At 69.9% G+C, this 25,431-nt stretch carries 19 protein-coding genes and 1 tRNA gene; 12 read left to right on the forward strand and 8 right to left on the reverse strand.

Features of this window, described 5'->3' with window-relative positions:
• Nucleotides 1–66: 66 nt before the first annotated feature.
• The 3 genes from ACIP63_RS33375 to ACIP63_RS33385 form a co-directional block, all read right to left on the reverse strand.
• Nucleotides 67–891: a hypothetical protein gene (locus ACIP63_RS33375; protein ID WP_401523361.1), complete on the reverse strand. Its 825-nt coding sequence runs from the start codon at nt 889–891 to the stop codon at nt 67–69.
• 181 nt (nt 892–1,072) lie between these two features.
• Nucleotides 1,073–2,131, reverse strand: a complete 1,059-nt coding sequence (locus tag ACIP63_RS33380) for a metallophosphoesterase (protein WP_401523363.1) — start codon at nt 2,129–2,131, stop codon at nt 1,073–1,075.
• A 174-nt stretch (nt 2,132–2,305) separates the two neighbouring features.
• Nucleotides 2,306–3,418, reverse strand: a complete 1,113-nt coding sequence (locus ACIP63_RS33385; protein ID WP_329230827.1) for a LacI family DNA-binding transcriptional regulator — start codon at nt 3,416–3,418, stop codon at nt 2,306–2,308.
• A gap of 403 nt (nt 3,419–3,821) precedes the next feature.
• On the opposite strand from ACIP63_RS33385, the gene hisC reads away from it, so the two are divergent.
• From hisC to ACIP63_RS33410, 5 genes are all read left to right on the forward strand, one after another.
• Nucleotides 3,822–4,901 (forward strand): histidinol-phosphate transaminase, encoded by a 1,080-nt coding sequence (gene hisC, locus ACIP63_RS33390; RefSeq protein ID WP_401523366.1) that lies wholly within the window; start codon nt 3,822–3,824, stop codon nt 4,899–4,901.
• 293 nt (nt 4,902–5,194) lie between these two features.
• Nucleotides 5,195–6,703 (forward strand): cytochrome ubiquinol oxidase subunit I, encoded by a 1,509-nt coding sequence (locus ACIP63_RS33395; RefSeq protein WP_401523368.1) that lies wholly within the window; start codon nt 5,195–5,197, stop codon nt 6,701–6,703.
• A gap of 19 nt (nt 6,704–6,722) precedes the next feature.
• Nucleotides 6,723–7,724, forward strand: a complete 1,002-nt coding sequence (gene cydB, locus ACIP63_RS33400) for a cytochrome d ubiquinol oxidase subunit II (RefSeq protein ID WP_401523371.1) — start codon at nt 6,723–6,725, stop codon at nt 7,722–7,724.
• A gap of 39 nt (nt 7,725–7,763) precedes the next feature.
• Nucleotides 7,764–11,309: a thiol reductant ABC exporter subunit CydD gene (cydD, locus tag ACIP63_RS33405; protein ID WP_401523374.1), complete on the forward strand. Its 3,546-nt coding sequence runs from the start codon at nt 7,764–7,766 to the stop codon at nt 11,307–11,309.
• Nucleotides 11,310–11,442: 133 nt separating this feature from the next.
• A complete protein-coding gene (locus ACIP63_RS33410; RefSeq protein ID WP_401523376.1) occupies nt 11,443–13,149 on the forward strand; it encodes a GAF domain-containing protein in 1,707 nt (568 codons plus the stop codon).
• Nucleotides 13,150–13,213: 64 nt separating this feature from the next.
• Here ACIP63_RS33410 and ACIP63_RS33415 read toward each other — a convergent pair whose 3' ends face one another.
• Entirely contained in the window at nt 13,214–14,056 is an 843-nt protein-coding gene (locus ACIP63_RS33415; protein ID WP_401523379.1) for a Cof-type HAD-IIB family hydrolase, read from the reverse strand.
• A gap of 189 nt (nt 14,057–14,245) precedes the next feature.
• On the opposite strand from ACIP63_RS33415, the gene ACIP63_RS33420 reads away from it, so the two are divergent.
• Nucleotides 14,246–15,148, forward strand: coding sequence for an LLM class flavin-dependent oxidoreductase (locus tag ACIP63_RS33420; RefSeq protein WP_401523382.1), 903 nt, complete (start codon nt 14,246–14,248; stop codon nt 15,146–15,148).
• Nucleotides 15,149–15,284: 136 nt separating this feature from the next.
• Here the strand turns inward: ACIP63_RS33420 and ACIP63_RS33425 are convergent, their stop codons facing one another.
• Together ACIP63_RS33425 and ACIP63_RS33430 are read right to left on the reverse strand one after the other, a co-directional pair.
• Entirely contained in the window at nt 15,285–15,827 is a 543-nt protein-coding gene (locus ACIP63_RS33425; RefSeq protein WP_401523385.1) for an RNA 2'-phosphotransferase, read from the reverse strand.
• Between the two features lie 353 nt (nt 15,828–16,180).
• A complete protein-coding gene (locus ACIP63_RS33430; protein ID WP_401523388.1) occupies nt 16,181–17,983 on the reverse strand; it encodes an SDR family oxidoreductase in 1,803 nt (600 codons plus the stop codon).
• Between the two features lie 250 nt (nt 17,984–18,233).
• On the opposite strand from ACIP63_RS33430, the gene ACIP63_RS33435 reads away from it, so the two are divergent.
• The 6 genes from ACIP63_RS33435 to ACIP63_RS33460 all read left to right on the forward strand — a co-directional run bounded on the left by ACIP63_RS33435 (nt 18,234) and on the right by ACIP63_RS33460 (nt 23,127).
• Nucleotides 18,234–19,247, forward strand: a complete 1,014-nt coding sequence (locus tag ACIP63_RS33435; RefSeq protein WP_401523773.1) for an ABC transporter ATP-binding protein — start codon at nt 18,234–18,236, stop codon at nt 19,245–19,247.
• Nucleotides 19,237–20,145 carry an ABC transporter permease gene (locus tag ACIP63_RS33440; protein WP_401523391.1) on the forward strand — a complete coding sequence of 303 codons (909 nt, stop codon included), beginning with the start codon at nt 19,237–19,239 and terminating at the stop codon, nt 20,143–20,145. Before ACIP63_RS33435 ends, ACIP63_RS33440 begins: the two co-directional genes overlap by 11 nt.
• Nucleotides 20,142–21,053 carry an ABC transporter ATP-binding protein gene (locus ACIP63_RS33445; RefSeq protein WP_401523394.1) on the forward strand — a complete coding sequence of 304 codons (912 nt, stop codon included), beginning with the start codon at nt 20,142–20,144 and terminating at the stop codon, nt 21,051–21,053. The genes ACIP63_RS33440 and ACIP63_RS33445 overlap by 4 nt, the downstream gene beginning before the upstream one ends.
• Nucleotides 21,054–21,083: 30 nt before the next feature.
• Nucleotides 21,084–21,803: an ABC transporter permease subunit gene (locus ACIP63_RS33450; protein WP_356708967.1), complete on the forward strand. Its 720-nt coding sequence runs from the start codon at nt 21,084–21,086 to the stop codon at nt 21,801–21,803.
• Between the two features lie 288 nt (nt 21,804–22,091).
• Complete coding sequence (locus tag ACIP63_RS33455) at nt 22,092–22,784, forward strand: hypothetical protein (protein WP_401523397.1); 693 nt, start codon at nt 22,092–22,094, stop codon at nt 22,782–22,784.
• A gap of 256 nt (nt 22,785–23,040) precedes the next feature.
• Nucleotides 23,041–23,127: transfer RNA gene (locus tag ACIP63_RS33460), tRNA-Ser, on the forward strand.
• A gap of 55 nt (nt 23,128–23,182) precedes the next feature.
• On the opposite strand, the gene ACIP63_RS33465 is transcribed toward ACIP63_RS33460, so the two are convergent.
• Together ACIP63_RS33465 and serS are read right to left on the reverse strand one after the other, a co-directional pair.
• A complete protein-coding gene (locus ACIP63_RS33465; RefSeq protein ID WP_401523399.1) occupies nt 23,183–23,998 on the reverse strand; it encodes an HAD family hydrolase in 816 nt (271 codons plus the stop codon).
• The gene (gene serS, locus ACIP63_RS33470; protein WP_401523402.1) at nt 23,995–25,272 is read right to left on the reverse strand and encodes a serine--tRNA ligase; all 1,278 of its coding nucleotides are present in this window, start codon (nt 25,270–25,272) and stop codon (nt 23,995–23,997) included. Before serS ends, ACIP63_RS33465 begins: the two co-directional genes overlap by 4 nt.
• Nucleotides 25,273–25,431: the final 159 nt, after the last annotated feature.

The following is a 25,431-nucleotide window of genomic DNA, read 5'->3' on the forward strand; positions in this document are numbered from 1 at the left end:
TGATGTCTGAAGAGGCCGGAGCGGCAGCACGCCGTTCCGGCCTCTGCCGTGCCGGGTCCCGCCGGATCACTCCGGCTGGTGCTCCGGGCCGCCGTAGTCGGGGCTGGTGAAGTCGGGGCTGGTGAACGTGGGGCGCGGGCCGGCCGAGGGGCCGTCCTCCGGCCCGGAGAAGTCCGGCCTGCTGTAGCCGATCTTCGGGATCCGGTTGGCCGAGCGGTGCGGTGTGCGCGAGGCGGGCCCCGCGGTCGGATCGGCCAGTGCGTCCCGGAGGAAGGGCAGGATTCCGCGTTCCAGCAGCGCGTGGCGCCACGCCTCCCGGGCACGCGCCACGTCCTCGGGGAGTTCCTCCTCCTCGTCCACGGCCGGCAGCGCGGTGGCGCCGTTGCGCAGGGCGGTGACGAGGAGACCCACCGCGGCGACGAGGATGGCCGCGGCGGCGACGGCGGCGAAGAACCACCCGGCGGCGACCATGGTCCCGGCGAAGGCCGGGGCGGGACTGAGCGCCTTCAGCGGGTAGCCGACGGCCAGGAATATGAGCGCGGCCGTACCCGCGAGGACCGGTGCCAGCACGGCGATCATCGCGAGGGTGCCGGCGCCCGTGGGGTCGGCCTCTTCCGTGGCGGGGATGAGGACGGACGCCTGGTCGTCCGGGTCGCCGGGGCCGCGCAGCTCGCCGCGGACCTTCACGTAGTGGTCGTACTCGGTGGCCGCCGCCGCGGTGATCAGAGGCGTGGCGTTGAGCGCCATCGTCCGCAGCTGTTCCGTGTTGAGACGGTCGCCGATTCCGTCCAGATCCGGTCGTTCGTGAGCATGACGCAGCGCGTCGGCAAGGATCCGCTCGTACTCGGGGCGGTCCTCGGCCAGCAGGTGCGGAGCGCTTTTCATGTGCATCCCCCGATGCTCCGTAAGGCCTGACCGACCGTACGGGCCGGGCGATCGGGCGGAAACGGAGGAGAGCCTGCGACTGGTACGCCGATGGTAGAGCGCCTACGGCACGGGGTGACAGGGTGTTTCCGGAAATTGGCCCAGCGGCTGACGGTGTCGGGTCGTCATGCGTCTTCCCCGACGACCGTCAGTCATGCAGGGGAAGTTGGACGACCAACAGCTTTCCGGCCATGGTCACCCCGCCGTCCATGGCGATGGCGAGCCCTTCCGCGTAGACGTGCGGGCCGTCCACCACGGGCCGTGCCACGTCCTCGCCCTCCTCCGTTCCGACCTCTCCGAGGAGATACGGAATGGGGCTGTGGCCATGGACGACGCGCTGCCCGCCGTACGTCGACATCAGTTCGCGAACGGCCTGGGCGCCGCCCTCGTCGCGGAAGGCGAACCGCTTGGTGAGTTTGCGGAAGAGGTCCCAGCACTCATCGGCGTCGTTCCGCGTGAGAATGGCGTGCACCGTGTCGTTGACGTCCTCGATGGTGGAGCCGTAGTCGAGGTAGGCGGTCGTGTCGGAGTGCATCAGCAGATGCCCGTCCTCCTCGACCACCGCGTCGAGCCGGGACATCCACTGGAGGTGGACGTCCTGGAGCCGTTCCATGTCCGTCTTCTGGCCGCCGTTGAGCAGCCAGGCGGCCTGGAAGGTCGCCGTTCCGGCGCCGGAGTTCACCGGGGTGTCGCCGAACCTCTTCGCACCGAGCAGCAGCAGTTCGTGGTTGCCCATGAGCGCCTTGCAGTACCCGCCGGCGGCCGCGGCCTCCGCGGAGAGGCGCATGACGAGATCGATGACGCCGATGCCGTCCGGACCGCGGTCGGTGAAGTCGCCGAGGAACCAGAGCCTGGCGTTGCCGGCCGCCCACCGGCCGTCGGCGTCGACGAGGCCCTGCTCGCGCAGGGCGGCCAGGAGCTCGTCCAGGTAGCCGTGGACGTCTCCGACGACGTACAGCGGACCGCGGCCGGAGTCGGCGGCGGGCCGGGCCTCCGCCACGGTCTCCATCCGCACGGTGTCGCCACGGTTGATCACGGGAAGATCGCGCTCGGTGGGGGTGTACCCCTCCGGCGGTTCGTCGCCCACCACGGCGTTGCCGGGGTGCGGCAAGGGCGCGGGCATGGGCACCTGCGCATACGGCGGTACGCGGAAGTCACGCAACGTCGCTGTCCGCACCACGGGTTCCTGACCGGCCCCCTGAGTCATCGACCCCTCCACCACCGTCGCGCCTCCGTACACCTGACGGGCCCTGCCTGGTAGAGGTGGTCCGCGGTGTCGTGCGCCCATCATAGGAATGCGGATCGTGCTGTGTGACGCACCAGGGGTGTTGAATCCGCGCGAGCATCCGGTTCATCGGCCGTTTGGTCCGGATTAATCCGTTCAGTCCCCGGCGGGTGATCGCGGAGGGCTGACGGTGGTGCGCGGCGGACGCCGTTGTGAGGACGTCCGGACGATGAGTTCCGTCGGTATCACCTGCTCCACCGGGCCGTCGTGCTCGACCCCTTCGATGGCGTCGATGAGGAGCTGGACGACGGCCGTACCGATCCTGCGGGGCTTCAGCGAGAGCGTGGTGATGGGGGGCTCGGTGGACGCGTACACCGTGGATTCGCTGCAGCAGACCAGCAGGAGGTCCTCGGGGACCCGCAGGCCGTAGCGGCGCGCGGCGGCCAGCAGATCGGTGCCGTTGGGGTCGAAGAGCCCGTAGACGGCGTCGGGGCGGTCGGGCCGGGCGAGGAGGCGGTCCGCCGCGACGGCGCCGGCGCAGGGGTCGTGGGCCGGGTAGGACTCGTAGACCGGATCCTGGCCGACCCGCTCGCACCAGTGCAGATAGGCGGTGGTGGAGAGTCGGGTGTACGTGTCGGTGGTGGTGCCGGTCAGCAGCCCGATGCGGCGGGCTCCCGCGGCCGCGAGGTGGTCCAGGAGGTCGAGGACGGCCGCCCGGTGGTCGTTGTCGACCCAGGCGGTGACCGGGAGCGTGCCCGCGGGGCGGCCGTCGGAGACGACGGGAAGCCCCTGGCGCACGAGTTCGGTGACCACCGGGTCCTGGTCGGAGGGGTCGATGACGACCGTGCCGTCGAGCGCGACGTTGGACCACACGTCGTGGCGCGAGGTGGCGGGGAGGATCACGAGGGCGTAGCCGCGGGCGAGCGCGGCCGATGTGGCGGCTCTCGCCATCTCCGCGAAGTACGCGAATTCGGTGAAGGTGAAAGGTTCATCCCCGTACGTGGTCACGGTCAGGCCGATGAGCCCCGACTTGCCGGTACGGAGGGTTCGGGCAGCCGCTGACGGGCGGTAGCCCAGCCGTTCGGCGACCTCGCGGACATGGCGACGGGTGGCGTCCGGGAGCCTGCCCTTGCCGTTGAGGGCGTCGGACACGGTCGTGATGGAGACGCCGGCCGCTGCGGCTACATCCCGGATCCCCGCCCGTCCTTGCCGGCCGCTGCGCCGGGGCGTCTCTGTCCGGCTCACCTGGTGCTTCCCTGCTGCTGTCATGGCGAGCCGATAGTAGGGCTCCGGAGCCGGGTCAGGCCGGTCGCATATGCATACGTTGACAGGCACGTTTCTGCATGATCATTAAGACGTAAATGCCTTGCAAAACAAGGGCGTTGACGGTTTCTGTGTCGACGTGTCATGCATCGGTGCGCAGGAACCTGCTGAATGGTCCATGTCTCGAAGAGGTCTCAACTCACCTGTTCGAGGGATGCGCGCCACGGAGTGAGCGACCGGCGTGCGGCGAGACGCGCGGCGCTCCCCCCTCCCGGGGTCCGCCGGAGCGGCGCAAGGCGGGCGATTCCCGTCCGGGAGGGCGATTTCGGAGCCTGGCCATTCGCACAGGTGCCCAATCCTCATAAGGTGAGCAGTATTGATGTGTACGGACGGTCGAGGAGGACCTGCGGTGAGCGAGACGAGCCCGAAGCTGCGCGCCGAGCTGGACGGCGTCCCTGCGTATGTACCGGGCAAGCCGGCGTCCGCGGAGGGGCCGGTTGCCTTCAAGCTGTCCTCCAACGAGAACCCGTACCCCCCGTTGCCCGGTGTGATGGAGTCGGTGCTCGCCGCGGCCGCGGACTTCAACAGGTATCCGGACATGGCCTGCACCGGCCTGATGAACGAGCTGGCCGACAGATTCGGTGTGCCGGTCTCCCACCTGGCCACCGGCACGGGCTCGGTCGGTGTCGCTCAGCAGCTGCTCCAGGCCACTTCCGGGCCGGGGGACGAGGTCATCTACGCCTGGCGCTCGTTCGAGGCCTACCCGATCATCACGCAGGTCAGCGGCGCGACGTCGGTCAAGGTCCCGCTGACCGACGGTGAGGTGCACGATCTCGACGCGATGGCCGGCGCGGTCACCGACCGGACGCGAATGATCTTCGTCTGCAATCCGAACAACCCGACCGGCACGGTGGTGCGCCGGGCGGAGCTGGAGCGGTTCCTCGACCGTGTCCCGGACGACGTCCTGGTCGTGCTCGACGAGGCGTACAAGGAGTTCATCCGGGACGCCGATGTGCCGGACGGGATCGAGATCTACCGGGACCGGCCCAACGTCGCGGTGCTCCGCACCTTCTCCAAGGCGTACGGTCTCGCCGGTCTGCGGGTCGGTTTCGCGGTGGCACACGAACCCGTGGCGGCGGCGCTGCGCAAGACGGCCGTCCCGTTCGGTGTCAGCCAGGTCGCCCAGGACGCCGCTGTCGCCTCGCTGCGCGCCGAGGACGAGCTGCTGGGCAGGGTCGGATCGCTGGTGGGCGAGCGTTCCCGGGTGTACGAGGGGCTCGTGCGGCAGGGCTGGACCGTGCCGGAGTCGCAGGCGAACTTCGTCTGGCTGCGGCTCGGGGAACGCACGCTCGAATTCGCCGGGGTCTGCGAGCGGGCCGGCGTGGTCGTGCGGCCCTTCGCCGGTGAGGGCGTGCGGGTCACGATCGGGGAGGCCGAGGCCAATGACGTGTTCCTGAAGGTGGCGGAGTCCTTCGGCCGGGAGCTGTAGCGGCGCGGCTGTCACCCGTACCCCCGGTGGCCCCGGACCTCGATCACCGAGGTCCGGGGCCGCCTTTCTTCCGCGGGTCCCAGGCCCCGGTGCACGGTCCGGGGCCTGGCCGGTTCGGGCGGCTCGCGCCGGTCGGCCGGAAACCACCCCCCACCCGACGAGATCGAATACAGGTGCGCCATAATTGCTTGTGAATGTGAACGCGTTCACAAGCGCGTCCCGTTTCCTCCCATGATCGGGTGGTTCGACGGGCGGCCTGGGGGCGTGATCGCGGCGACGTAAGGAGAAGAGTCGTGGACCTGGCTCTGGCACCAGAGACCCTGGCGCGCTGGCAGTTCGGCATCACCACCGTCTACCACTTCCTGTTCGTCCCCCTGACGATCTCCCTCGCCGCGCTCACCGCCGGCCTGCAGACCGCCTGGGTGCGCACGGACAACGAGAAGTACCTCAGGGCCACCAAGTTCTGGGGCAAGCTTTTCCTGATCAACATAGCCATGGGTGTGGTCACCGGCATCGTCCAGGAGTTCCAGTTCGGCATGAACTGGTCGGACTACTCGCGGTTCGTCGGTGACGTCTTCGGGGCTCCCCTCGCCTTCGAGGCGCTGATCGCGTTCTTCTTCGAGTCCACCTTCATCGGCCTGTGGATCTTCGGCTGGGACAAGCTGCCGAAGAAGATCCATCTCGCCTGTATATGGATGGTGTCCATCGGCACGATCCTCTCGACGTTCTTCATCCTGGCCGCCAACTCCTGGATGCAGCACCCGGTCGGCTACCAGATCAACGAGGAACGCGGGCGTGCCGAGCTCACGGACTTCTGGCATGTGCTGACCCAGAACACGGCGCTCGCCCAGTTCTTCCACACGATCACCGCCGCGTTCCTCGTGGGCGGCGCCTTCATGGTCGGCATCGCCGCCTTCCACCTGGCGCGCAAGAGGCACATCCGGGTGATGCGGACCTCGTTGCGGCTCGGCCTGGTCACCGTGGTGGTCGCCGGCCTGCTGACCGCCGTCAGCGGTGACCTTCTCGGCAAGGTGATGTTCAAGCAGCAGCCCATGAAGATGGCAGCGGCCGAGGCGCTGTGGGAGGGCGAGGACGGGGCGCCCTTCTCGCTCTTCGCGGTCGGAGACGTCGCCGAGGGGCACAACACCGTCGAGATCTCCATCCCGGGCGTGCTGTCCTTCCTCGCGGACGACACCTTCACCTCGTACATCCCCGGCATCAACGACATCAACAAGGCGGAGCAGGAGAAGTACGGCCCGGGCGACTACCGGCCCAACATCCCGGTCGCGTTCTGGAGCTTCCGGTGGATGATCGGCTTCGGCATGGCCTCCTTCGGCCTCGGCATCCTGGGGCTCTGGCTGACGCGGAAGAAGTTCATGCTCCCGGAGGCGCTGCGGACCGGTGAGGACGACGTACCGAATCTGGTCCTCTTCAGGAACAAGGCGCTGAGCCCGAAGCTCGCCAAGCTGTACTGGATCACAGCCCTCTGGACCATGCTCTTCCCCTTGATCGCCAATTCCTGGGGCTGGATCTTCACGGAGACGGGACGCCAGCCCTGGGTGGTGTACGGGGTGTTCCAGACCCGAGACGCGGTCTCCCCGGGGGTCTCGCAGGGGGAGATCCTCACCTCCATGATCGGGTTCACCGCGCTCTACGCGGTGCTCGCCGTCATCGAGGTCAAGCTCCTCCTGAAGTACGTCAAGGCCGGACCGCCCGAGCTCACCGAGGCCGACCTCAACCCGCCCACCCGGATCGGCGGCCACGACCAGGACGCCGACCGGCCGATGGCCTTCTCCTACTGAGATCAAGCGGAGCTGAGAGATGGAACTCCACGACGTCTGGTTCGTGCTCATAGCCGTCCTGTGGATCGGCTACTTCTTCCTGGAGGGATTCGACTTCGGCATCGGGGTCCTCACCAAGCTGCTGGCCCGGGACCGCAAGGAGCGTCGGGTCCTGATCAACACGATCGGGCCGGTCTGGGACGGGAACGAGGTGTGGCTGCTCAGCGCGGCCGGCGCGACCTTCGCGGCCTTCCCCGAGTGGTACGCCACCCTGTTCTCCGGCTTCTACCTCCCCCTGCTGCTCATCCTGATCTGCCTGATCGTGCGCGGGGTGGCCTTCGAGTACCGGGCGAAGCGGCCGGAGGAGCGGTGGCAGACCAACTGGGAGCACGCGATCTTCTGGACCTCGCTGATCCCGGCCGTTCTCTGGGGCGTGGCCTTCGGGAACATCGTCCGCGGCGTGAAGATCGATGCCGACATGGAGTACGTCGGCAACCTCTGGGACCTGCTCAATCCGTACGCCGTCCTCGGCGGGCTGGTCACGTTGTTCCTCTTCACCTTCCACGGCGCGGTGTTCGCCGCGCTCAAGACCGTCGGCAACATCAGGGAGCGGGCGCGCGGGCTCGCCTTCAAGCTGGGCCTGGCCACCGCGCTGCTCGCGCTGGGCTTTCTCGCGTGGACGCAGGCGGACAACGGCAACGGCTGGAGCCTGGCGGCGATGATCACCGCCGTGGTGTCGTTGGTCGTGGCCATCGGCGCCATCGCGGCGGGGCGCGAGGGCTGGTCCTTCGCGTTCTCCGGGCTGACCATCACGGCGGCGGTCGCCATGCTCTTCCTGACGCTCTTCCCGAACGTGATGCCGTCCTCGCTGAACGACGCCTGGAACCTGACGGTCTCCAACGCCTCCTCCAGCCCGTACACCCTCAAGATCATGACCTGGTGCGCCGGCATCGCCACTCCGTTGGTGCTGCTGTACCAGGGCTGGACGTACTGGGTGTTCCGCAAGCGCATCGGCACGCACCACATCGCCGACGCGCACTGAACGAGCGAACGACATGAGCTCACTGGGGAGCTGTTTCACGTGAAACCGATCGACCCGCGTCTGCTCCGGTACGCCGGGGCCACCCGGTTCTTCCTGGCCGCCGTGGTGGCTCTGGGCCTGGTCGGAGCCGCCCTGGTCATCGCCCAGGCGATGCTCGTCGCCGAAGTGGTGGTGGGCGGGTTCGAGGACGGGCTGACCGTCTCCGGGCTCCGCACGCCACTGCTCCTGCTCGCCGCTGTCGCGCTGGGGCGGGCGTTCGTGGCCTGGCTGACCGAACTGGCCGCTTACCGGGCGAGTTCGGCGGTCAAGTCCGAGCTGCGCGGCCGGCTCATGGAGCGCGCCTCGGGTCTGGGGCCGGACTGGCTGAGCGGGCAGCGCACCGGATCGCTGATCGCCCTGGCCACCCGGGGCGTCGACGCCCTGGACGACTACTTCTCGCGCTACCTTCCGCAGCTCGGCCTCGCGGTCGTCGTCCCGGTGGCCGTGCTGGCCCGCATCGTCACCGAGGACTGGGTCTCGGCGGCGATCATCGTGGTGACGCTGCCACTGATCCCGCTCTTCATGGTGCTGATCGGATGGGCCACGCAGTCCCGCATGGACCGTCAGTGGAGGCTGCTGTCACGGCTGTCCGGGCACTTCCTCGACGTGGTCGCCGGACTGCCGACGCTGAAGGTCTTCGGCCGGGCCAAGGCGCAGGCCGAATCGATCCGCGGCATCACCTCGCAATACCGCCGGGCCACGCTGAAGACGCTCCGGATCGCGTTCCTCTCCTCCTTCGCCCTGGAGCTGCTGGCGACTCTCTCCGTGGCACTGGTCGCGGTGACGATCGGGATGCGGCTGGTCCACGGAGAACTCGACCTCTACACGGGGCTGGTGGTTCTCATCCTGGCGCCGGAGGCCTATCTGCCGATCCGCCAGGTCGGTGCCCAGTACCACGCGGCCGCGGAAGGGCTCTCGGCCGCGGAGGAGATCTTCGCCGTGCTGGAGACCGAGCCCGCGGCCGGCGGCAGCCAGGATGTGCCTCCGTCCCTGCGGCTGGAGCTGGAAGGGGTGACCGTCCGGCACCAAGGTCGCGCCGAGCCCTCTCCGGACGCCGCCTCCCTCGTGGTCGAGCAGGGGGAGACCGTCGCACTGGTCGGCCCCAGCGGGGTCGGTAAGTCCACGCTCCTCAGCGTGGTGCTGGGATTCACGGCTCCCGACGAGGGGCGGGTCCGGGTCGACGGAACCGATCTTTCGGCCCTCTCCCCCGAACGCTGGCGCGAGCGGATCGCCTGGGTGCCCCAGCACCCGCACCTCTTCGCCGGGACGATCGCGGAGAACGTACGCCTCGCCCGGCCGGACGCGGACGACGCGGCGGTCATGGCCGCGCTGCGGGCCGCAGACGCGTACGACTTCGTGGACGCGCTGCCGGCCGGTGCGGAGACACCCCTCGGCGAGGACGGCGCCGGGCTCTCCGCGGGCCAGCGCCAGCGGCTCGCGCTGGCGCGGGCCTTCCTCGCCGACCGGCCTCTGCTGCTGCTCGACGAGCCGACGGCGAGTCTGGACGGCGAGACGGAGGCGGGCATCGTCGACGCGGTGCGGAGGCTGGCGGAGGGACGCACGGTGCTGCTGGTCGTGCACCGGCCGGCTCTGCTCACGGTCGCGGACCGGGTGGTGACCCTGGAGCCGGGGGAGCCCGGGGTGGAGCCGCAGGCTTCCGGTGTTCCCGCCGCCTCGGGCGGGCCCGACGAGGCCGAGCGCACTTCGGACGGCTTCGAGCGCCTGGACGCGGGGGAGCCCGCGCTGCTCAGGGACACCGCCCCCAGGGCCGGGGGCCGTGTGCTGGCGCGGGTGCGGGAGGCCGCGGGTTCCCAGCACGGGAAGCTGGGTCTTGCACTGCTGCTGGGCAGCCTCGCCGTGGGGTCGTCGGTGGGCCTCATGGCCGTATCGGGATGGCTGATCTCACGCGCCTCCGAGCAGCCCCCGGTGCTGTATCTGATGGTCGCGGTGACCGCTACCCGGGCCTTCGGCATGGGCCGGGCCGTCTTCCGCTACGCGGAGCGGCTGGTCTCCCACGACGCCGTACTCAGGATGCTCGCCGAGCTCAGGGTGGCGGTGTACCGCGGGCTCGAACGCATCGCGCCCGCCGGTCTCCGGGCCACGCGGCGGGGTGACCTGCTGTCCCGGCTGGTCTCCGACGTGGACGCGTTGCAGGACTACTGGCTGCGCTGGCTGCTGCCCGCGGCGACCGCGCTGCTGGTCGGTACGGGGGCTGTCGCCTTCACCGGCTGGCTGCTGCCGGAGGCGGGGGCCGTGCTGGCCGGCGGGCTGTTCCTCGCGGGCGTGGGCGTCCCGTGGCTGAGCGGCACGCTCGCTCGTCGAGCCGAGCGCCAACTCGCGCCCGCCCGGGCCACGCTGGCCGTCCGGGTCGCCGATCTCCTCGGCGGCACGGCGGAACTGGCCGTCGCGGGTGCGCTGCCCGCCCGTAGGGAGCAGGTGCGTGCGGCGGACGGCGTCCTGACGCGGATCGCGTCACGCGCGGCGGCCGCGACAGCGCTGGGCGGGGGGCTCTCCGCCCTGATCTGCGGGCTCACCGTGGTGGGCGCGGCGATCGTCGCGCTGCCCGCCGTGTGGGACGGCCGGCTGGCCGGGGTGGAACTGGCCGTGGTCGTCCTCACGCCCCTGGCGGCGTTCGAAGCCGTGACGGGACTTCCGCTCGCGGTGCAGTACCGCCAACGGGTCGAGCGGAGTGCGGAGCGGGTCTACGAGGTACTGGACGCTCCCGTCCCGGTCGTGGAGCCGGCGGACCCCGCCGAGGCGCCCGCCTCGCCCTTCCCGCTCGACGTACGAGGGCTGTCGGCCCGGTACGAGGGCGCGGAGCGCGATGCGCTGCACTCCGTCGACCTGACGCTCCACCCCGGCAAGCGGGTCGCCGTCGTGGGGCCGTCCGGTTCGGGAAAGACCACGCTCGCCCAGGTCCTGCTCCGCTTCCTGGACGCACGGGAGGGGACGTACCGCCTCGGTGGCGTCGAGGCGTCCGCGCTGGACGGCGACACGGTCCGGACCTTCGTCGGACTGTGCGCCCAGGATGCCCACGTGTTCGACAGCTCCATCCGCGAGAACCTGCGGCTCGCCCGCACGGACGCGACGGACGACCGGCTGCGGGAGGCTCTCGCCGCGGCGCGGTTGCTGGACTGGGCCCGGTCGCTGCCCGACGGCCTCGACACGCTGGTCGGTGAGCACGGGGCCCGGCTCTCGGGCGGCCAGCGTCAGCGGCTGGCGCTGGCCCGCGCGCTCCTCGCCGACTTCCCCGTACTCGTGCTCGACGAGCCCGCCGAGCATCTGGACCTGGCGACGGCGGACGCCCTGACCGCGGATCTGCTGGCTGCCACCGAAGGGCGTACGACCGTGCTGATCACCCATCGGCTGGCCGGGCTCGACGCGGTGGACGAGGTCCTGGTGCTGGACGGGGGGCGGGTGGTGCAGCAGGGGCCGTACGCCGTTCTGGCCGAGCGGGACGGCCCGCTGCGCCGGATGCTCGAACGCGAACAGGAGCCCGTGCGCACGGAGCCGGAGCGGACGCGACCGCTTCCCGTACGGGTCTGAGGGCGACGAGCGGGCGGCGAGCGGGCTCCGGTAGGGGTCGGGGAGTGGTCGGCGGGTTCCGGTACCGGCCGGAGGACGTCGAGCGCTCCGGCTCCGACTTTCCGGACCATTCGGTGCTTATTAGGCTCAGGTCATGGCCGAGCAGGATCCGAACGACCCGCCGGGAGCCGCGCAGCAGAACACCGGCAGCCTGCGAGGGCTCTCCGCGGAGCTGACCGCTCGCGTCCCGCAGCTGCTGGAGGCGACGAGGTCCGTCGGTACGGGCCTCGAACTCCGCTCCACGCTGGAGCGCATCTGCGAGACGGCGGCCGAACTCGCACATGCCCGCTATGCCGCCATCGGCGTCGTCGAAAGGCCGGGTGAAAGCCTCTGCGACTTCATCACCCACGGGGTGCCGAAGGAGGTCGCCCGGGCGATCGGCCGGGCGCCCGACGGGCATACGGGTCTGCTGGGCGCCCTGATCGAGGAGGGCGTGCCGATTCGGCTGGAGGATCTGGAGGGGGACCCGCGCTTCGCCGGTTTCCCGGCCGCCCACCCGAAGATGCGTACGTTCCTCGGGGTCCCGGTCCGGGTCCAGGGCAAGATCTTCGGCAACCTCTACGTGATGGAGAAGCGCGGCGGTGAGGCGTTCGGCGACGACGAACTGCACATGCTGCGCGTGCTGGCCACGGAGGCGGGTATCGCCATCGGCCACGCGCGGACGTACGACGCCGCACGACAGCGCGAACAGTGGATCGACGGTTCGGTGGCCGTCACCACCGCCCTGCTCTCGGCCGGGGACGCCGACGAGGCACTCGCTGTCGTCGCCGAACAGGCGCGTCGCCTCGCCGACGCCGCGGCCGGCATCGTGCTGCTTCCGGCCGCGCAGGGAGGGCTGGAGATCGTCGCCGTCGCCGGGGACAAGCCGTCCGCCTCCCTCGGGGTGATCATCCCGCCGCAGAGCCCTGTGGTGGCGGCGCTCCTGCGGGGCGAGGAGGTGTTCCTGGACGATTCGGCGACCGACCCCCGCATGCTGACCAGACTGGCCGACCGGTTCGGCCCGCACATGCTGCTCCCCCTGCGCAGCGGTGGGCGGGTGCTGGGGGCGCTCTCCATCCCCCGGGTCCGGGGCGGGCGGCCCTTCACCCGTGCGGAGCGGGCGCTGGCCACCCACTTCGCCGCGCAGGCCGCACTGGCTCTGAAACTGTCCGAAGCCCAGCGGGACCGGGAGAGGCTTGCCGTCTACGAGGACCGGGACAGGATCGCCCGGGACCTTCATGACCTGGTCATCCAGCGCCTGTTCGCCACCGGGATCATGCTGGAGGGAGCTCAGCGGCGCTCGCCGGTCCCCGCGGTGCAGGCCGGCATCGGGCGGGCCGTGGACGAACTGGACGTGACCATCCAGGAGATCCGTACCGCCATCTTCGCGCTGCAGCAGGAACCCGCCGAGGCGCCCTCGGGGCTGCGGACCCGAGTGCTGCGGGAGATCAACATGGCCGCTGTGCCCCTGGGGTTCATGCCCTCGCACCGTTTTTTCGGCCCCGTCGACTCGCTGGTGGGGGAGCTCGCCGGCAAGAACCTCATCGCAGCTCTGCGGGAGGCGCTGTCCAACACCTTCCGTCATGCGCGGGCATCGCGCGTCGAGGTGAGTGTGGACGCGACGGCGGTGCTGCCGGACGGGCGGGACGCGGTGCGGCTGACGGTCGTCGACGACGGGGTGGGGATCCCGGAAGGCGGCCGGCGCAGTGGTCTGCGCAATCTCGCGCGGCGCGCCGAGTCGCTGGGCGGCGCGAGCTGGTTCGGCCCGGGGCCCGGGGAGGGCGACAGCGGCACGACGGTCACCTGGCAGGTCCCGCTCTGACAGCCGTCCCGGTCGTCGCGGTCGTCCCGGTCGTCCAGCAGTCCAGCCGTCTCGTCCGACGGGCTCAGCGAGCGGCGAGAATCCGCTCGATGACGACCGCGACACCGTCCTCGTCGTTCGTGAGCGTCACACCGGACGCGGCGGCGACGGCGGCCGGGTGGGCGTTGCCCATGGCGAACGAGGCGCCGGCCCAGCTCAGCATCTCCACGTCGTTCGGCATGTCCCCGAACGCGACCACCTCGGCCGGGGCGATACCGCGCTCGGCGCAGCATGCGGCGAGCGTGGCGGCCTTGGAGACCCCGAGGCCGCTGATCTCCAGCAGTGCGGTGGGGCTGGAACGGGTCAGCGACGCGCGCTCCCCCGCGAGTTCGCGGGCCAGCGCGAGGAAGGCGTCCGGGGCCATCTCGGGATGGTGGGCGAGGATCTTCAGGACCGGAGCACCGGTGCCCGGAACCTCCTCGTGGAGCAGCTTCTCCGCGATCGCGACCGTGGCACCCGGGTCCATGTGGAACGGGGGGTAGGCGGGCTCGTAATGGATTCCGGTGGTCAGTTCGACGGCGAACGAGACCCCGGGGGCCGCCTCACGCAGGATGTCGACCACGGTCAGGGCGATCTCGCGGTCCAGCGGATAGACCTTGATCAGCTGTCCCCCGTGGAGATCGGCGACCGCGGCCCCGTTCGCGCAGATGGCCATGCCGTGGCCCTGCACGTGCGGACTGACGACGTCCATCCAGCGAGCCGGCCTCCCGGTGACGAAGAAGACCTCGATCCCCGCCTCCTCGGCGGCTGCCAGGGCAGCGGTCGTACGGTCCGACAAGGTCTTGTCGTCGCGTAGGAGAGTGCCGTCCAGATCGGTGGCGATCAGCCGGGTCACGGCAGGCAGAGGCGAGTCGGTAGCTGAGGTCACCCGCCCATTCTCCCGTACGGAGCCGCACGGGCGTGCAGAGGGGCGCACATCTGAGTGCACGAGTCCTTGAACTGCGGAACGTGACACCGGCATATGCCGACGGCTCGCCACGAGGAGCACGCGCAGGGGAGGGGCGGATGCCTCCCGCCCCTCCAGGGACGCATTCCTGGGCAGACGTAGGGTCGGGGCATGAGCCTGCGCCTGAGCACCGTGATCCTGCCCGTCGACCGCTGGCACGAGGGAGGCCGTGCCAAGTGGCAGAAGGCCGAGGAGCTCGGCTTCCACGCCGCCTACACCTACGACCACCTGTCCTGGCGGAGCTTCCGCGACGGGCCGTGGTTCGGCGCGATCCCGACGCTGACAGCGGCAGCGGCGGTAACGCGGCGTATGCGTTTGGGCACCCTCGTGACGTCGCCGAATTTCAGGCATCCGGTCACGCTCGCCAAGGAGCTGATCTCGCTCGACGACGTCTCGGGCGGCCGGATCACGCTCGGCATCGGGGCAGGCGGCAACGGCTTCGACGCGACCGCCCTGGGGCAGGAGCCGTGGACGCCGAAGGAGCGGGCGGACCGGTTCGGGGAGTTCGTGCCGCTGCTCGACCGGCTGCTCACCGAGGACGCCGTGAGCGGGCGGGGCACGTACTACTCCGCCGAGGAGGCGCGCAACATCCCGGGCTGCGTCCAGCGCCCCCGTCTCCCCTTCGCCGTCGCCGCAACCGGCCCGCGCGGCTTGAGGCTTGCCGCGCGGCACGGGCAGGCGTGGGTGACCACGGGCGACCCGAAGCTGTACGAGGAGGGCACTCCGGAGCAGTCGGTGGAAGCCGTCCGCGGCCAGATCGACAAGCTCGGCACGGCATGCGCTGGCATCGGCAGGGACGTGGCCGAACTGGACAAGGTGCTGCTCACCGGGTTCACCCCGGACCGGGGCCGACCGCTGGAGTCTCTCGGCGCCTTCGTCGACTTCGCCGGCCGCTACCAGGAGCTGGGCTTCACCGAGATCGTGCTCCACTGGCCGATCCCGGACTCGGACTTCGCCGCGGACATCGACGTCTTCGAGACGATCGCCACCGAAGGGCTGGGGCAGTTGGCCTGATCGGGACTCCGCCCAGATGCCGCAGCTCATGGAGCCCCTGTTCCTCGCGGGCTCCAAGATCGCTCTCCAGCCCGTCATGAACCTCGGCGATCTGCGTGCGGGCCTCGGCGGCATGGAGCGCTGACCCGCGAACGCGTCATTCACGCAGGCGCAGGTAGGCAGGCGGTACGGAGTCGGTGAGCCAGACCCCGTTGGTGCTGACGTGGAAGAGGTGGCCGGCGCGGTGCATGGCGCCGGCGTCCACGGCGAGGACGACCGGGGTGCCGCGCCGGGCGCCGACACGGACCGCCGTCTCGTGGTCGGGCGACAGATGGACGTGGTGGCGGTTCATGGGCCGGAGCCCTTCGGTGCGGATGGTGTCGAGCGCTCGCGCGACCGTGCCGTGATAGAGGTACGCGGGTGGTTCGGCCGGGGGCAGGCCGAGGTCGACGGTGACGGAGTGGCCCTGGTTCGCGCGGATGCGATCCCCCTCCACGGTGAACCGCTGCTTGTCGTTGACCGTGACGACGTGGTCGAGGTCCTCCCGGGTGATGGTGACGCCGTGCTTAGCGCAGGCCCGCAGCAGCTCGTCCACGGGCACCCAGCCGTGGGGATCGAGACTGATTCCGATCCGGTCCGGCTCATGCCGCAGATGTTTCGACAGGTACTTGGACACCTTGACGGTGCGTCGTTCGTCCATCCCGACAGAGTGCCCGCGCCGCTTCTTCCGGCGCACCTCGATTTCACCCGGCGTTCGCAGCACTCATGGGCGTGCACAGGTTTGATCCACAGCCAACTCGCGTTATCCACAGCGGATTTGGCGAGTCTGTGGACAAGTGGCGCCCATTATAAGGCATTTGCCCAATTCGGGTACACAATAGGTGCCTTGGCGAGGATTCGGCACTGAACGTCCGGTAACTCACCCTCATGGAACGTCATGTAACCAAGTACTCCTGCTAGCCCGGTTGTTGACGATTACAGGAACGACTCGGTCGGAACCGTGAGGCCGCATACGGACGTTACGGTGCTCGCGGACCCAACCACCCGCCGAAGTCACAAGGGTGGCTTCACCCGAGCCATGCCACGCCGTAGGCGAGGGCTGAACCGTGACAGCAGCCGTGCGCCGCGTGCCTCGGGCGTCACCGGCACCACGGCCCGGTTGTGCACCACGGCCGCCAGAATCGCCAGAGCCACCTTCTCCGGGGGGTAGTTGCGGATCGAGTACAGCCGGGCCACGCGTTTCCGGAGCCGCGCCTCCTCGGCCTCGTCGGCTCCCGCGAAGCGGGCGGTCCCGGTGATCCCGGTGTCCACTGTCCCCGGACAGATGGCGCTGACTCCGATCGACCGCTCGGCCAGTTCGGCGCGCAGACATTCGCTGAGCATCAGCACCGCCGCTTTGGACGTGCTGTACGCAGGCAGCGCGCGTGACGGCTGATAGGCCGCCGCCGAGGCGACGTTGACGATGTGGCCGCCCTGCCCCCGGTCGGCCATCTGCCTGCCGAATATCCGGCAGCCGTGGATGACGCCCCACAGATTGACGTCGAGGACCTTCCTCCAGTCCTCGCTCGTCGTGTCGAGGAAAGAGCCCGCCAGCCCGATGCCCGCGTTGTTCACCAGGACGTCCACGACGCCGAGTTCGGCTGCGGTCTTCTCCGCGAGCTTCTCCATCGCCTGCTCGTCCGCGACATCCACCACCTCGCCCCAGGCGGCAGCCGCACCGAGCATCCGGGCCGTCTCCGCCGTCCGCGCTACGCCCTCCGCATCCCGGTCCACGGCGATCACCCGTGCCCCCGCCTCGGCGAAGGCCAGCGCCGTGGCGCGCCCGATCCCCGAGGCGGCGCCCGTCACCAGGACCAACTGCCCGCCGAAGCGGGCGGCATGGGTGCCCGTCGCCGTCGGCCTCGGAGCGCCGGACCCGGCGGGAGCGTCCTGGCCGCCGGACTTTTCGCCGGACTCCCCGCAGCCCTCCCCGCCGACGAAATCGCTGATCCAGGAGGCCAGCTGATCCGGCCTGGTGCGCGGCACCCAGTGCTTCGCCGGCAAAGTGCGCCGCACCAACCGGGGCACCCATGCGTCCAGTTCGTCGTAGAGGGACGGCGAGAGGAACGCGTCCCCGGTCGGCGTGATCAGCTGCACCGGCACATGCGCGTACGCGTCCGGTCGTGGCCGGCGCAGGCGGGCCCGGATGTTGTCACGGTAGAGCCAGGCACCGTGCGCCGCGTCCCGTGGGAGCGACGCCGTCGGATAACCGTCCGCGGGCACCTTCTCCATCCGCTGGAGTATCCGCGGCCACTGCCTCCCCAGCGTCCCGCGCCAGGCCAGCTCGGGCAGGATCGGTGTGTGCAGCGCGTACACGTACCAGGACTTGGCGCCCTGGCCGAGCAACTGCGCCACGCCGCGAGGGTCCGGGTGGGACATCCGCCGCTTGATCCAGTGCCCGAAGTGGTCGAGGGAGGGGCCGGACATCGACGTGAACGAGGCGATACGGCCCTTGGTCCGCTCCACCGTGGCGAATTCCCAGGACTGGACCGAGCCCCAGTCGTGGCCGACGACATGGACCGGCAGGTCCGGGCTGACGGCGTCCACGACGGCCAGGAAGTCGTCGGTCAGCTTCTCCAGCGTGAAGCCGCCGCGCAGCGGTTCGGGCGCCGTCGACCGGCCGTGGCCCCGCACGTCGTAGAGCACCACGTGCCATCGCTGCGCCAGCCGTCCCGCGACCTCGGACCAGACCTCCTTGCTGTCCGGATAGCCGTGCACCAGCACGATCGTCGGCAGCTCGGGATCACCCAGCTCGGCCACACACAGCTCGATCCCGCCCGTACGCACCCAGCGCTCACGCGCCCCTCGCAGCTCCACGCCGCCTCCTCGTCCAGTGCCGGCGTCGCGGTACGCGTCCGTAACGTGACACGGCTGAATGTGGCAACCGACGTACGGTCGCGTCAAGGGATGCCCCGAACCTGTGGACAACACCGTGTGGAGGACCCAGCCCCGGGGAGTCCTCCCGTACGGTGCCCCTACGGGTCCGTACGCCTCGAGTCTGACGTGGATCCAGCCGCCTGGTCTGACGACTCCTGTGGCGGGCGCCACTACCGTCGATGACGTGACTGTGATCGCAACCGAAAGCCTGAGCAAGCGGTTCCCGAGGGTGACCGCGCTTGACCGGCTCTCCTTGGACATCGGACCGGGTGTAACCGGCCTGGTGGGTTCCAACGGGGCCGGCAAGTCCACACTGATCAAGATCCTGCTGGGTCTGTCCCCCGCCACCGAAGGCCGGGCCGCGGTGCTCGGGCTCGACGTCGCCACCGAGGGCGCCGCCATCCGGGAGCGGGTCGGATACATGCCCGAGCACGACTGCCTGCCCCCCGACGTCTCGGCGACCGAGTTCGTCGTCCACATGGCGCGGATGTCCGGGCTGCCGCCCACCGCGGCACGCGAACGCACCGCGGACACCCTGCGCCACGTCGGGCTGTACGAGGAGCGCTACCGCCCCATCGGCGGCTACTCGACCGGGATGAAGCAGCGGGTGAAGCTGGCCCAGGCGCTGGTCCACGACCCGAAGCTGGTCCTGCTCGACGAGCCGACCAACGGCCTGGACCCCGTCGGCCGGGACGAGATGCTCGGACTGATCCGCCGTGTCCACACCGACTTCGGCATCTCGGTGCTGGTCACCTCGCACCTCCTCGGAGAGCTCGAGAGGACCTGCGACCACGTCGTCGTCATCGACGGCGGTGCGCTGCTGCGCTCCAGCTCCACCAGCGACTTCACCCAGACGACCACGACGCTGGCCGTCGAGGTCACCGACAGCGACACCCACCCGGACGGTACGGACGCCCTGCGCCAGGCCCTCACCGGGGCCGGGATCAAGCTCGTCGGACACGACGGACTCGACGCCGAGGGGCTGCCGGGCGCAGGCCACATCCTGCTGGTGGAGGCGACGGGAGAGGAGACGTACGACGTGGTCCGCGACAGCGTCGCCGGCCTCGGGCTGGGTCTCATCCGGATGGAACAGCGGCGCCACCACATCGCCGAGGTCTTCCGCACCGAAGAGGCACCGCGGGCGGCCGTGGCCGCGACTGCGGGTGCCGGACAGCAGAAGGGAAGCGGTCGCGATGAGCGCTGAGACCGGGACCGCCGCCGGGATCGACACCTCCCGGATCCACAACATCGGATACCGCTCCTACGACGGCGCACGGCTCGGCCGGGGCTACGCCCGCCGATCGCTGTACTCGCAGTCCCTACGGGGCTCGTTCGGACTGGGCAGGTCCGCCAAGTCCAAGGTGCTGCCGATGCTTCTGTGCGGGGTGATGTGCCTGGTGGCGCTGATCCTCGTCGCGGTCGCCGTCTACGCACCCGGCATGACGAAGCTCCCCATCGACTACACGGACTTCGCGGTCTACCTCCAGGCCGTGATCGGACTCTTCATCGCCTCCCAGGCGCCGCAGTCCGTGTCCAGGGATCTCCGCTTCAAGAGTGTGCCGTTGTACTTCTCGCGCCCCATCGAGCGCGTCGACTACGTGGTCGCCAAGTTCGCCGCCATGGCGTCCGCCCTGCTCATCCTCACCGGGCTCCCCCTCGTCATCCTCTACGTGGGTTCGCTGCTGGCCGAGTTCGACTTCGCCGATCAGACCAAGGGCTTCGGGCAGGGGATGGTCTCGGTGGCACTGCTCTCCGTGCTGTTCGCCGGTCTCGGACTCGTGGTCGCCGCGCTGACCCCGCGCCGGGGCTTCGGGGTCGCCGCCGTGATCGCCGTACTGACCATCACCTACGGTGCGGTCTCCACGGTCCAGGCGATCGCCTGGGAGACGGGTTCGGCCGGTGCCATCACCTGGCTCGGGCTGTTCTCGCCCATCACGCTGATCGACGGGGTGCAGACCGCGTTCCTCGGGGCCTCCTCCGCCTTCCCCGGCGGTGAAGGACCCGGAGCCGCCGCCGGTGTGGTCTACCTGATCGTTGTTCTCGCGCTCGTCGCCGGCTCGTACGCCGTACTGATGCGCCGCTACCGGAGGGTCGGGCTGTGACCACCATCGAGATCGACCACACCTCCCGCTGGTTCGGCAACGTGGTCGCCGTCAACGACGTGAGCATGACTGTGGGTCCCGGAGTCACCGGGCTGCTCGGGCCCAACGGAGCCGGAAAGTCCACGCTGATCAACATGATGGCCGGGTTCCTCGCGCCGTCGACCGGCAAGGTGACGCTCGACGGCACACAGATCTGGCGCAACGAGGCCGTCTACAAGTCGATCGGGATCGTGCCGGAGCGGGAGGGCATGTACGACTTCCTGACCGGCCGCGAGTTCGTCGTCGCCAACGCGGAGCTGCACGGACTGGGCGACGCGGCCGCGCACAAGGCGCTGGCCACGGTCGAGATGGAGTACGCGCAGGACCGCAAGATCTCGACGTACAGCAAGGGCATGCGCCAGCGCGTGAAGATGGCGTCCGCGCTGGTCCACGACCCCTCGGTGCTGCTCCTCGACGAGCCGTTCAACGGCATGGACCCGCGCCAGCGGATGCAGCTCATGGAGCTCCTGCGCCGGATGGGGGCGGAGGGCCGCACGGTGCTGTTCTCCTCCCACATCCTGGAGGAGGTCGAGCAGCTCGCCTCGCACATCGAGGTGATCGTGGCTGGCCGCCACGCGGCGTCGGGTGACTTCCGGAAGATCCGCCGGCTGATGACGGACCGGCCGCACCGCTATCTCGTCCGGTCCAGTGACGACCGGGCTCTCGCCGCCGCGCTCATCGCGGACCCCTCGACGGCGGGGATCGAGGTCGACGTCACGGAGAAGGCCCTGCGCATCCAGGCGGTCGACTTCGGACGGTTCACGACGCTGCTGCCGAAGGTCGCGCGCGAGCACGGCATCCGGCTGCTCACCGTCTCCCCGTCCGACGAGTCCCTCGAATCGGTCTTTTCCTATCTCGTAGCGGCCTGAGTAGTGGCCTGAAAGGAGCTGTGAAGCGTCATGTACGACCCCACAGTCGCCCGGCTCACCTACCGGGCCCTGCTCGGCCGGCGCCGGGCCGCCATCCTGTTCGTCCTGCCGGTCCTGCTGGTGGCCATCGCCGTGGCGGTACGGGCGTTCGCCGGTGCCGATGACGGTGTGGCCTCCGGGGTGCTGGGCGGATTCGCCATCGCCACGATGGTCCCCCTCATCGGTGTCATCGCGGGCACCGGTGCCATCGGGCCGGAGATCGACGACGGCTCGATCGTCTATCTGCTCGCCAAGCCGGTGAAGCGGCCCACGATCATCTTCACCAAGCTCATCGTGGCCGTAGCCGTGACGATGCTGTTCTCGGCGCTGCCCACGCTGATCGCGGGGCTGATCATGAACGGCAACGGCGGGCAGATCGCCGTCGCCTACACGATCGCGGCGCTGGTCGCCTCGATCGCGTACAGCGCGCTCTTCCTGCTGCTCGGCACGGTCAGCCGGCACGCGGTCGTCTTCGGGCTGGTGTACGCGCTGGTGTGGGAGGCGCTCTTCGGCAGCCTGGTGCCGGGGGCGAGGACGCTCAGTGTGCAGCAGTGGTCCCTCTCCGTCGCCGAGAAGGTCGCCGGGGAAGGCGTGATCACCTCGGACGTCGGGCTGCCCCTCGCGACCCTCCTGCTGGTCGGCGTGACCGTCGTGGCCACGTGGTACGCGGGTCAGAAGCTGCGGGCGCTGAAGCTCGCCGGCGAGGAGTGAGACCGGCCGCCGTGCGTTCCCTGCAACCCCCGCCCACCGGGCGGGGGTTGTTCCGTGTGCGGGGCGGTCGGGTCGCGTGACTGTACGTTTGTCGGCTCGTTGTATTGGGTGCGTGGAGGCAACTGGAATCCGTGGCGTCGAGCTTTCGTGAATTCGGGGAATGCCGGCAGCGGTGAGGCAGCGCCCACCCGGCCGGTCATCGAGTGAGTGGCAACCGTGAGCGACCTCCGCCCTCGCAGCCCGAGGACAGGGCTCCCCTTGTCGTTCCCACGCACGAGAGGCACACGCATGCCCACGGAAGTCGCCCTGCTCGAATCCCAAGCCCTCCGGGTCGAGCAGATGGGGCGCGTCGAAGTCCTCGACAAGGTCAAAGGCCTTGTCATGCTCCCTGATGGAATTCACCTTCGCACAGAGGAGGTGGCCCGGTACTTCGAAGTATCCACAACCTCGGTCAAGAGGCTGACCGACCGGCATCAGAAGGAGTTGGGCAGCAACGGCATGACGGTGCTGCGGGGCGCTGAGCTGCGCTCCTTCCATAGCGACATGGTGTCGCTATGGAAGGAGGAGGGCTCGGGAAGTTATCCACAGGCAGCGACCCAGCTCCGGCTCTACACCCGCAGGACCGTGCTCAACGTCGCCATGCTTCTTCGCGACAGCGACATCGCGCGCAGCGTCCGGACCCACCTGCTCGACGCGGAGGAGGACCTCAGGGCCTCCTACGTCTCGCTCGACCGGCGAGTCACCCGCATCGAGGGCTGTCTCGCCGACGTGGGAAGCGCACTCCAGGAGCTCGGCCCCGTGCTCGGCCGGATGTCGCAGCGGCTCGACTCGCTCGACCGGAAGCTCGATGTCACGCACCAGGTCGTCGGTGCGATCAGCATCCGGCTCACCGACGTCTCGCACGACGTCATCCGCCTGGATGCCCGCATGGACGACCTCGGCCACCGGCTGAGGGATCTGGGCCGCCGTACGAGCGGCTGACGTACGTCCGGGGGCCGCCGGAAAATGGCTGGCCCCCGGACTCCGGTCTCCGGCACAGTGAGGGGGACGGCGCGGGGAGGCGCCGTCCGTGAGGACCGGGAGAGGAGTGCGGCGATGACCAGAAGTCCGAGTCCGTCGTGTTCCCGACAGGGCGGTCCGCAGCCGGCACCGCGGTAGCTTCATCAGCTGCCCGCGGTCGCTCGCGGCAGGACCCCCGGGTGGCCCCCGCTGCGCGTCGCGCGCGCGGCCACCCCCCGGAGGATTGGCCGAGTGGTAAGGCAGCGGCTTGCTAAGCCGTCGTCGGGGCGCGACCCCCGCGCGCGTTCGATCCGCGCATCCTCCGCCGGAGCCCGAAGACCAGAGCTCGAACACCGGAGCTCGAAGAGCGGGGCCAGAAGCTACGCGCGCGTGGTCGTCCGGAGCAGTTCCTCCAGCACCACCGCGATGCCGTCGTGCTCGTTCGACGCGGTGATCTCGTGCGCCACGGCCTTCAGTTCGTCGTGCGCGTTGGCCATGGCCACGCCGTGCTGCGCCCAGCCGAACATGGGGATGTCGTTCGGCATGTCACCGAACGCCACGGTGTCCGCCGCCTTGAGCCCCAGACGGCGGGCGGCGAGCGAGAGCCCGGTCGCCTTGCTCAGCCCCAGGGGCAGGATCTCCACGACCCCCGGGCCCGCCATGACGACGTTCACCAGGCTGCCGACGGCCTGCCGGGCGGCCTGCGCCAGCGCGTCGTCGTCGAGCTCCGGGTGCTGTATGTAGACCTTGTTCAGCGGAGCGGTCCACATCTCGGCGGGGTCGCTCATGAAGACGGCGGGCAGCGGCCCCTCCTGCACCTGATAGCCGGGCCCGACCAGCACCTCGCCCTCGAGTCCGTCACGGCTCGCCGCCAGCGCGAGCGGTCCGACCTCCGCCTCGATCTTGGACAGCGCGAGCCCCGCGAGCTGCCGGTCCAGCGTGAGGGAGGTCAGCAGCTTGTGCTCGCCCGCGTGGTAGACCTGCGCGCCCTGGCCGCACACTGCCAGGCCCTTGTAGCCGAGGTCGTCCAGAATGTGCCGGGTCCACGGCACAGCGCGTCCGGTGACGACGATGTGCGCGGCGCCGGCCGCGGTCACCGCGGCCAGCGCCTCCCGGGTGCGCTCGGAGACCGTGTGGTCGTCGCGCAGCAGGGTGCCGTCGAGATCGGTCGCTACGAGCTTGTACGCGAAGGTCACTTGGAGACCGGCTCCAGCAGCTCGCGCCCGCCCAGGTACGGACGGAGGACCTCCGGCACACGCACCGACCCGTCGGGCAGCTGGTGGTTCTCCAGGAGCGCCACGATCGTGCGCGGTACGGCGCAGAGCGTGCCGTTCAGCGTGGCCAGCGGCTGGACCTTCTTCCCGTCGCGCATACGGACGGAGAGCCGGCGTGCCTGGAAACCGTCGCAGTTCGACGCGGACGTCAGCTCGCGGTACTTGCCCTGGGTCGGGATCCACGCCTCGCAGTCGAACTTCCGCGAGGCCGAGGACCCCAGGTCGCCGGTCGCGACGTCGATCACCTGGAACGGCAGCTCAAGACCGGTGAGCCACTGCTTCTCCCAGTCCAGGAGCCTGCGGTGCTCGGCCTCGGCGTCCGCCGGGTCGACGTACGAGAACATCTCGACCTTGTCGAACTGGTGGACGCGGAAGATGCCCCGGGTGTCCTTGCCGTACGTGCCCGCCTCACGGCGGAAACAGGGCGAGAAGCCCGCGTACCGCAGCGGGAGCTTGTCGGCGTCGATGATCTCGTCCATGTGGTACGCCGCGAGGGGGACCTCGGACGTGCCGACCAGGTAGAAGTCGTCCTTCTCCAGGTGGTACACGTTCTCCGCGGCCTGGCCGAGGAAGCCCGTGCCCTCCATGGCGCGCGGGCGGACCAGCGCGGGGGTCAGCATGGGGACGAAGCCGGCCTCGGTGGCCTGGGCGATCGCCGCGTTGACCAGGGCCAGTTCGAGCAGCGCGCCGATGCCGGTCAGGTAGTAGAAGCGCGATCCGGACACCTTGGCGCCGCGCTCCATGTCGATGGCGCCCAGCGCCTCGCCGAGCTCCAGGTGGTCCCTGGGCTCGAAGCCCTCCGCGCCGAAGTCACGGATCGTGCCGTGCGTCTCCAGGACGACGAAGTCCTCCTCGCCGCCGACCGGCACGTCCTCGTGGACGATGTTGCCGAGCAGCAGGAGCAGCCGCTTGGCCTCGGCGTCCGCCTCGTCCTGTGCGGCGTCGGCCGCCTTCACCTCGGACTTCAGCTGATCGGCCTTCTTGAGGAGCTCGGCGCGCTCCTCGGGGGTGGCCTTGGGGATCAGCTTTCCGAGCGACTTCTGCTCGGAGCGGAGTTCGTCGAAGCGGATGCCGGACGACCTGCGCAGCTCGTCGGCGGAGAGGAGGGCGTCGACGAGCGCGACGTCCTCTCCACGGGCGCGCTGGGAGGCGCGAACACGGTCGGGGTCCTCACGGAGCAGGCGAAGGTCAATCACCCCTCAAGGCTACCGGTGCGGGGATCCACCGCTCGAACCGATATCGACGAGCGTGGCGCTTTGCCCGAATTGCCGGAATCAATAATCTTGGGGGAGCTGCGGGTCGACCGTGGGGTGAAGATCGTCAATAAAAGGGTCTTATTGCCACGAAAAGGGAAC

Origin of the sequence: Streptomyces sp. NPDC088746 (assembly GCF_044751065.1) — a bacterium.
Classification (GTDB): Bacteria; Actinomycetota; Actinomycetes; order Streptomycetales; family Streptomycetaceae; genus Streptomyces.

Bases quoted from the DNA above. Each gene is read 5' to 3' on its own strand.
- ACIP63_RS33375 (WP_401523361.1), bottom strand. From the start codon at position 891: ATGCACATGAAAAGCGCTCCGCACCTGCTGGCCGAGGACCGCCCCGAG.
- ACIP63_RS33380 (WP_401523363.1), bottom strand. From the start codon at position 2,131: ATGACTCAGGGGGCCGGTCAGGAACCCGTGGTGCGGACAGCGACGTTG.
- ACIP63_RS33385 (WP_329230827.1), bottom strand. From the start codon at position 3,418: ATGACAGCAGCAGGGAAGCACCAGGTGAGCCGGACAGAGACGCCCCGG.
- cydB (WP_401523371.1), top strand. From the start codon at position 6,723: ATGGAACTCCACGACGTCTGGTTCGTGCTCATAGCCGTCCTGTGGATC.
- ACIP63_RS33410 (WP_401523376.1), top strand. From the start codon at position 11,443: ATGGCCGAGCAGGATCCGAACGACCCGCCGGGAGCCGCGCAGCAGAAC.
- ACIP63_RS33420 (WP_401523382.1), top strand. From the start codon at position 14,246: ATGAGCCTGCGCCTGAGCACCGTGATCCTGCCCGTCGACCGCTGGCAC.
- ACIP63_RS33425 (WP_401523385.1), bottom strand. From the start codon at position 15,827: ATGGACGAACGACGCACCGTCAAGGTGTCCAAGTACCTGTCGAAACAT.
- ACIP63_RS33440 (WP_401523391.1), top strand. From the start codon at position 19,237: ATGAGCGCTGAGACCGGGACCGCCGCCGGGATCGACACCTCCCGGATC.
- ACIP63_RS33450 (WP_356708967.1), top strand. From the start codon at position 21,084: ATGTACGACCCCACAGTCGCCCGGCTCACCTACCGGGCCCTGCTCGGC.
- ACIP63_RS33455 (WP_401523397.1), top strand. From the start codon at position 22,092: ATGCCCACGGAAGTCGCCCTGCTCGAATCCCAAGCCCTCCGGGTCGAG.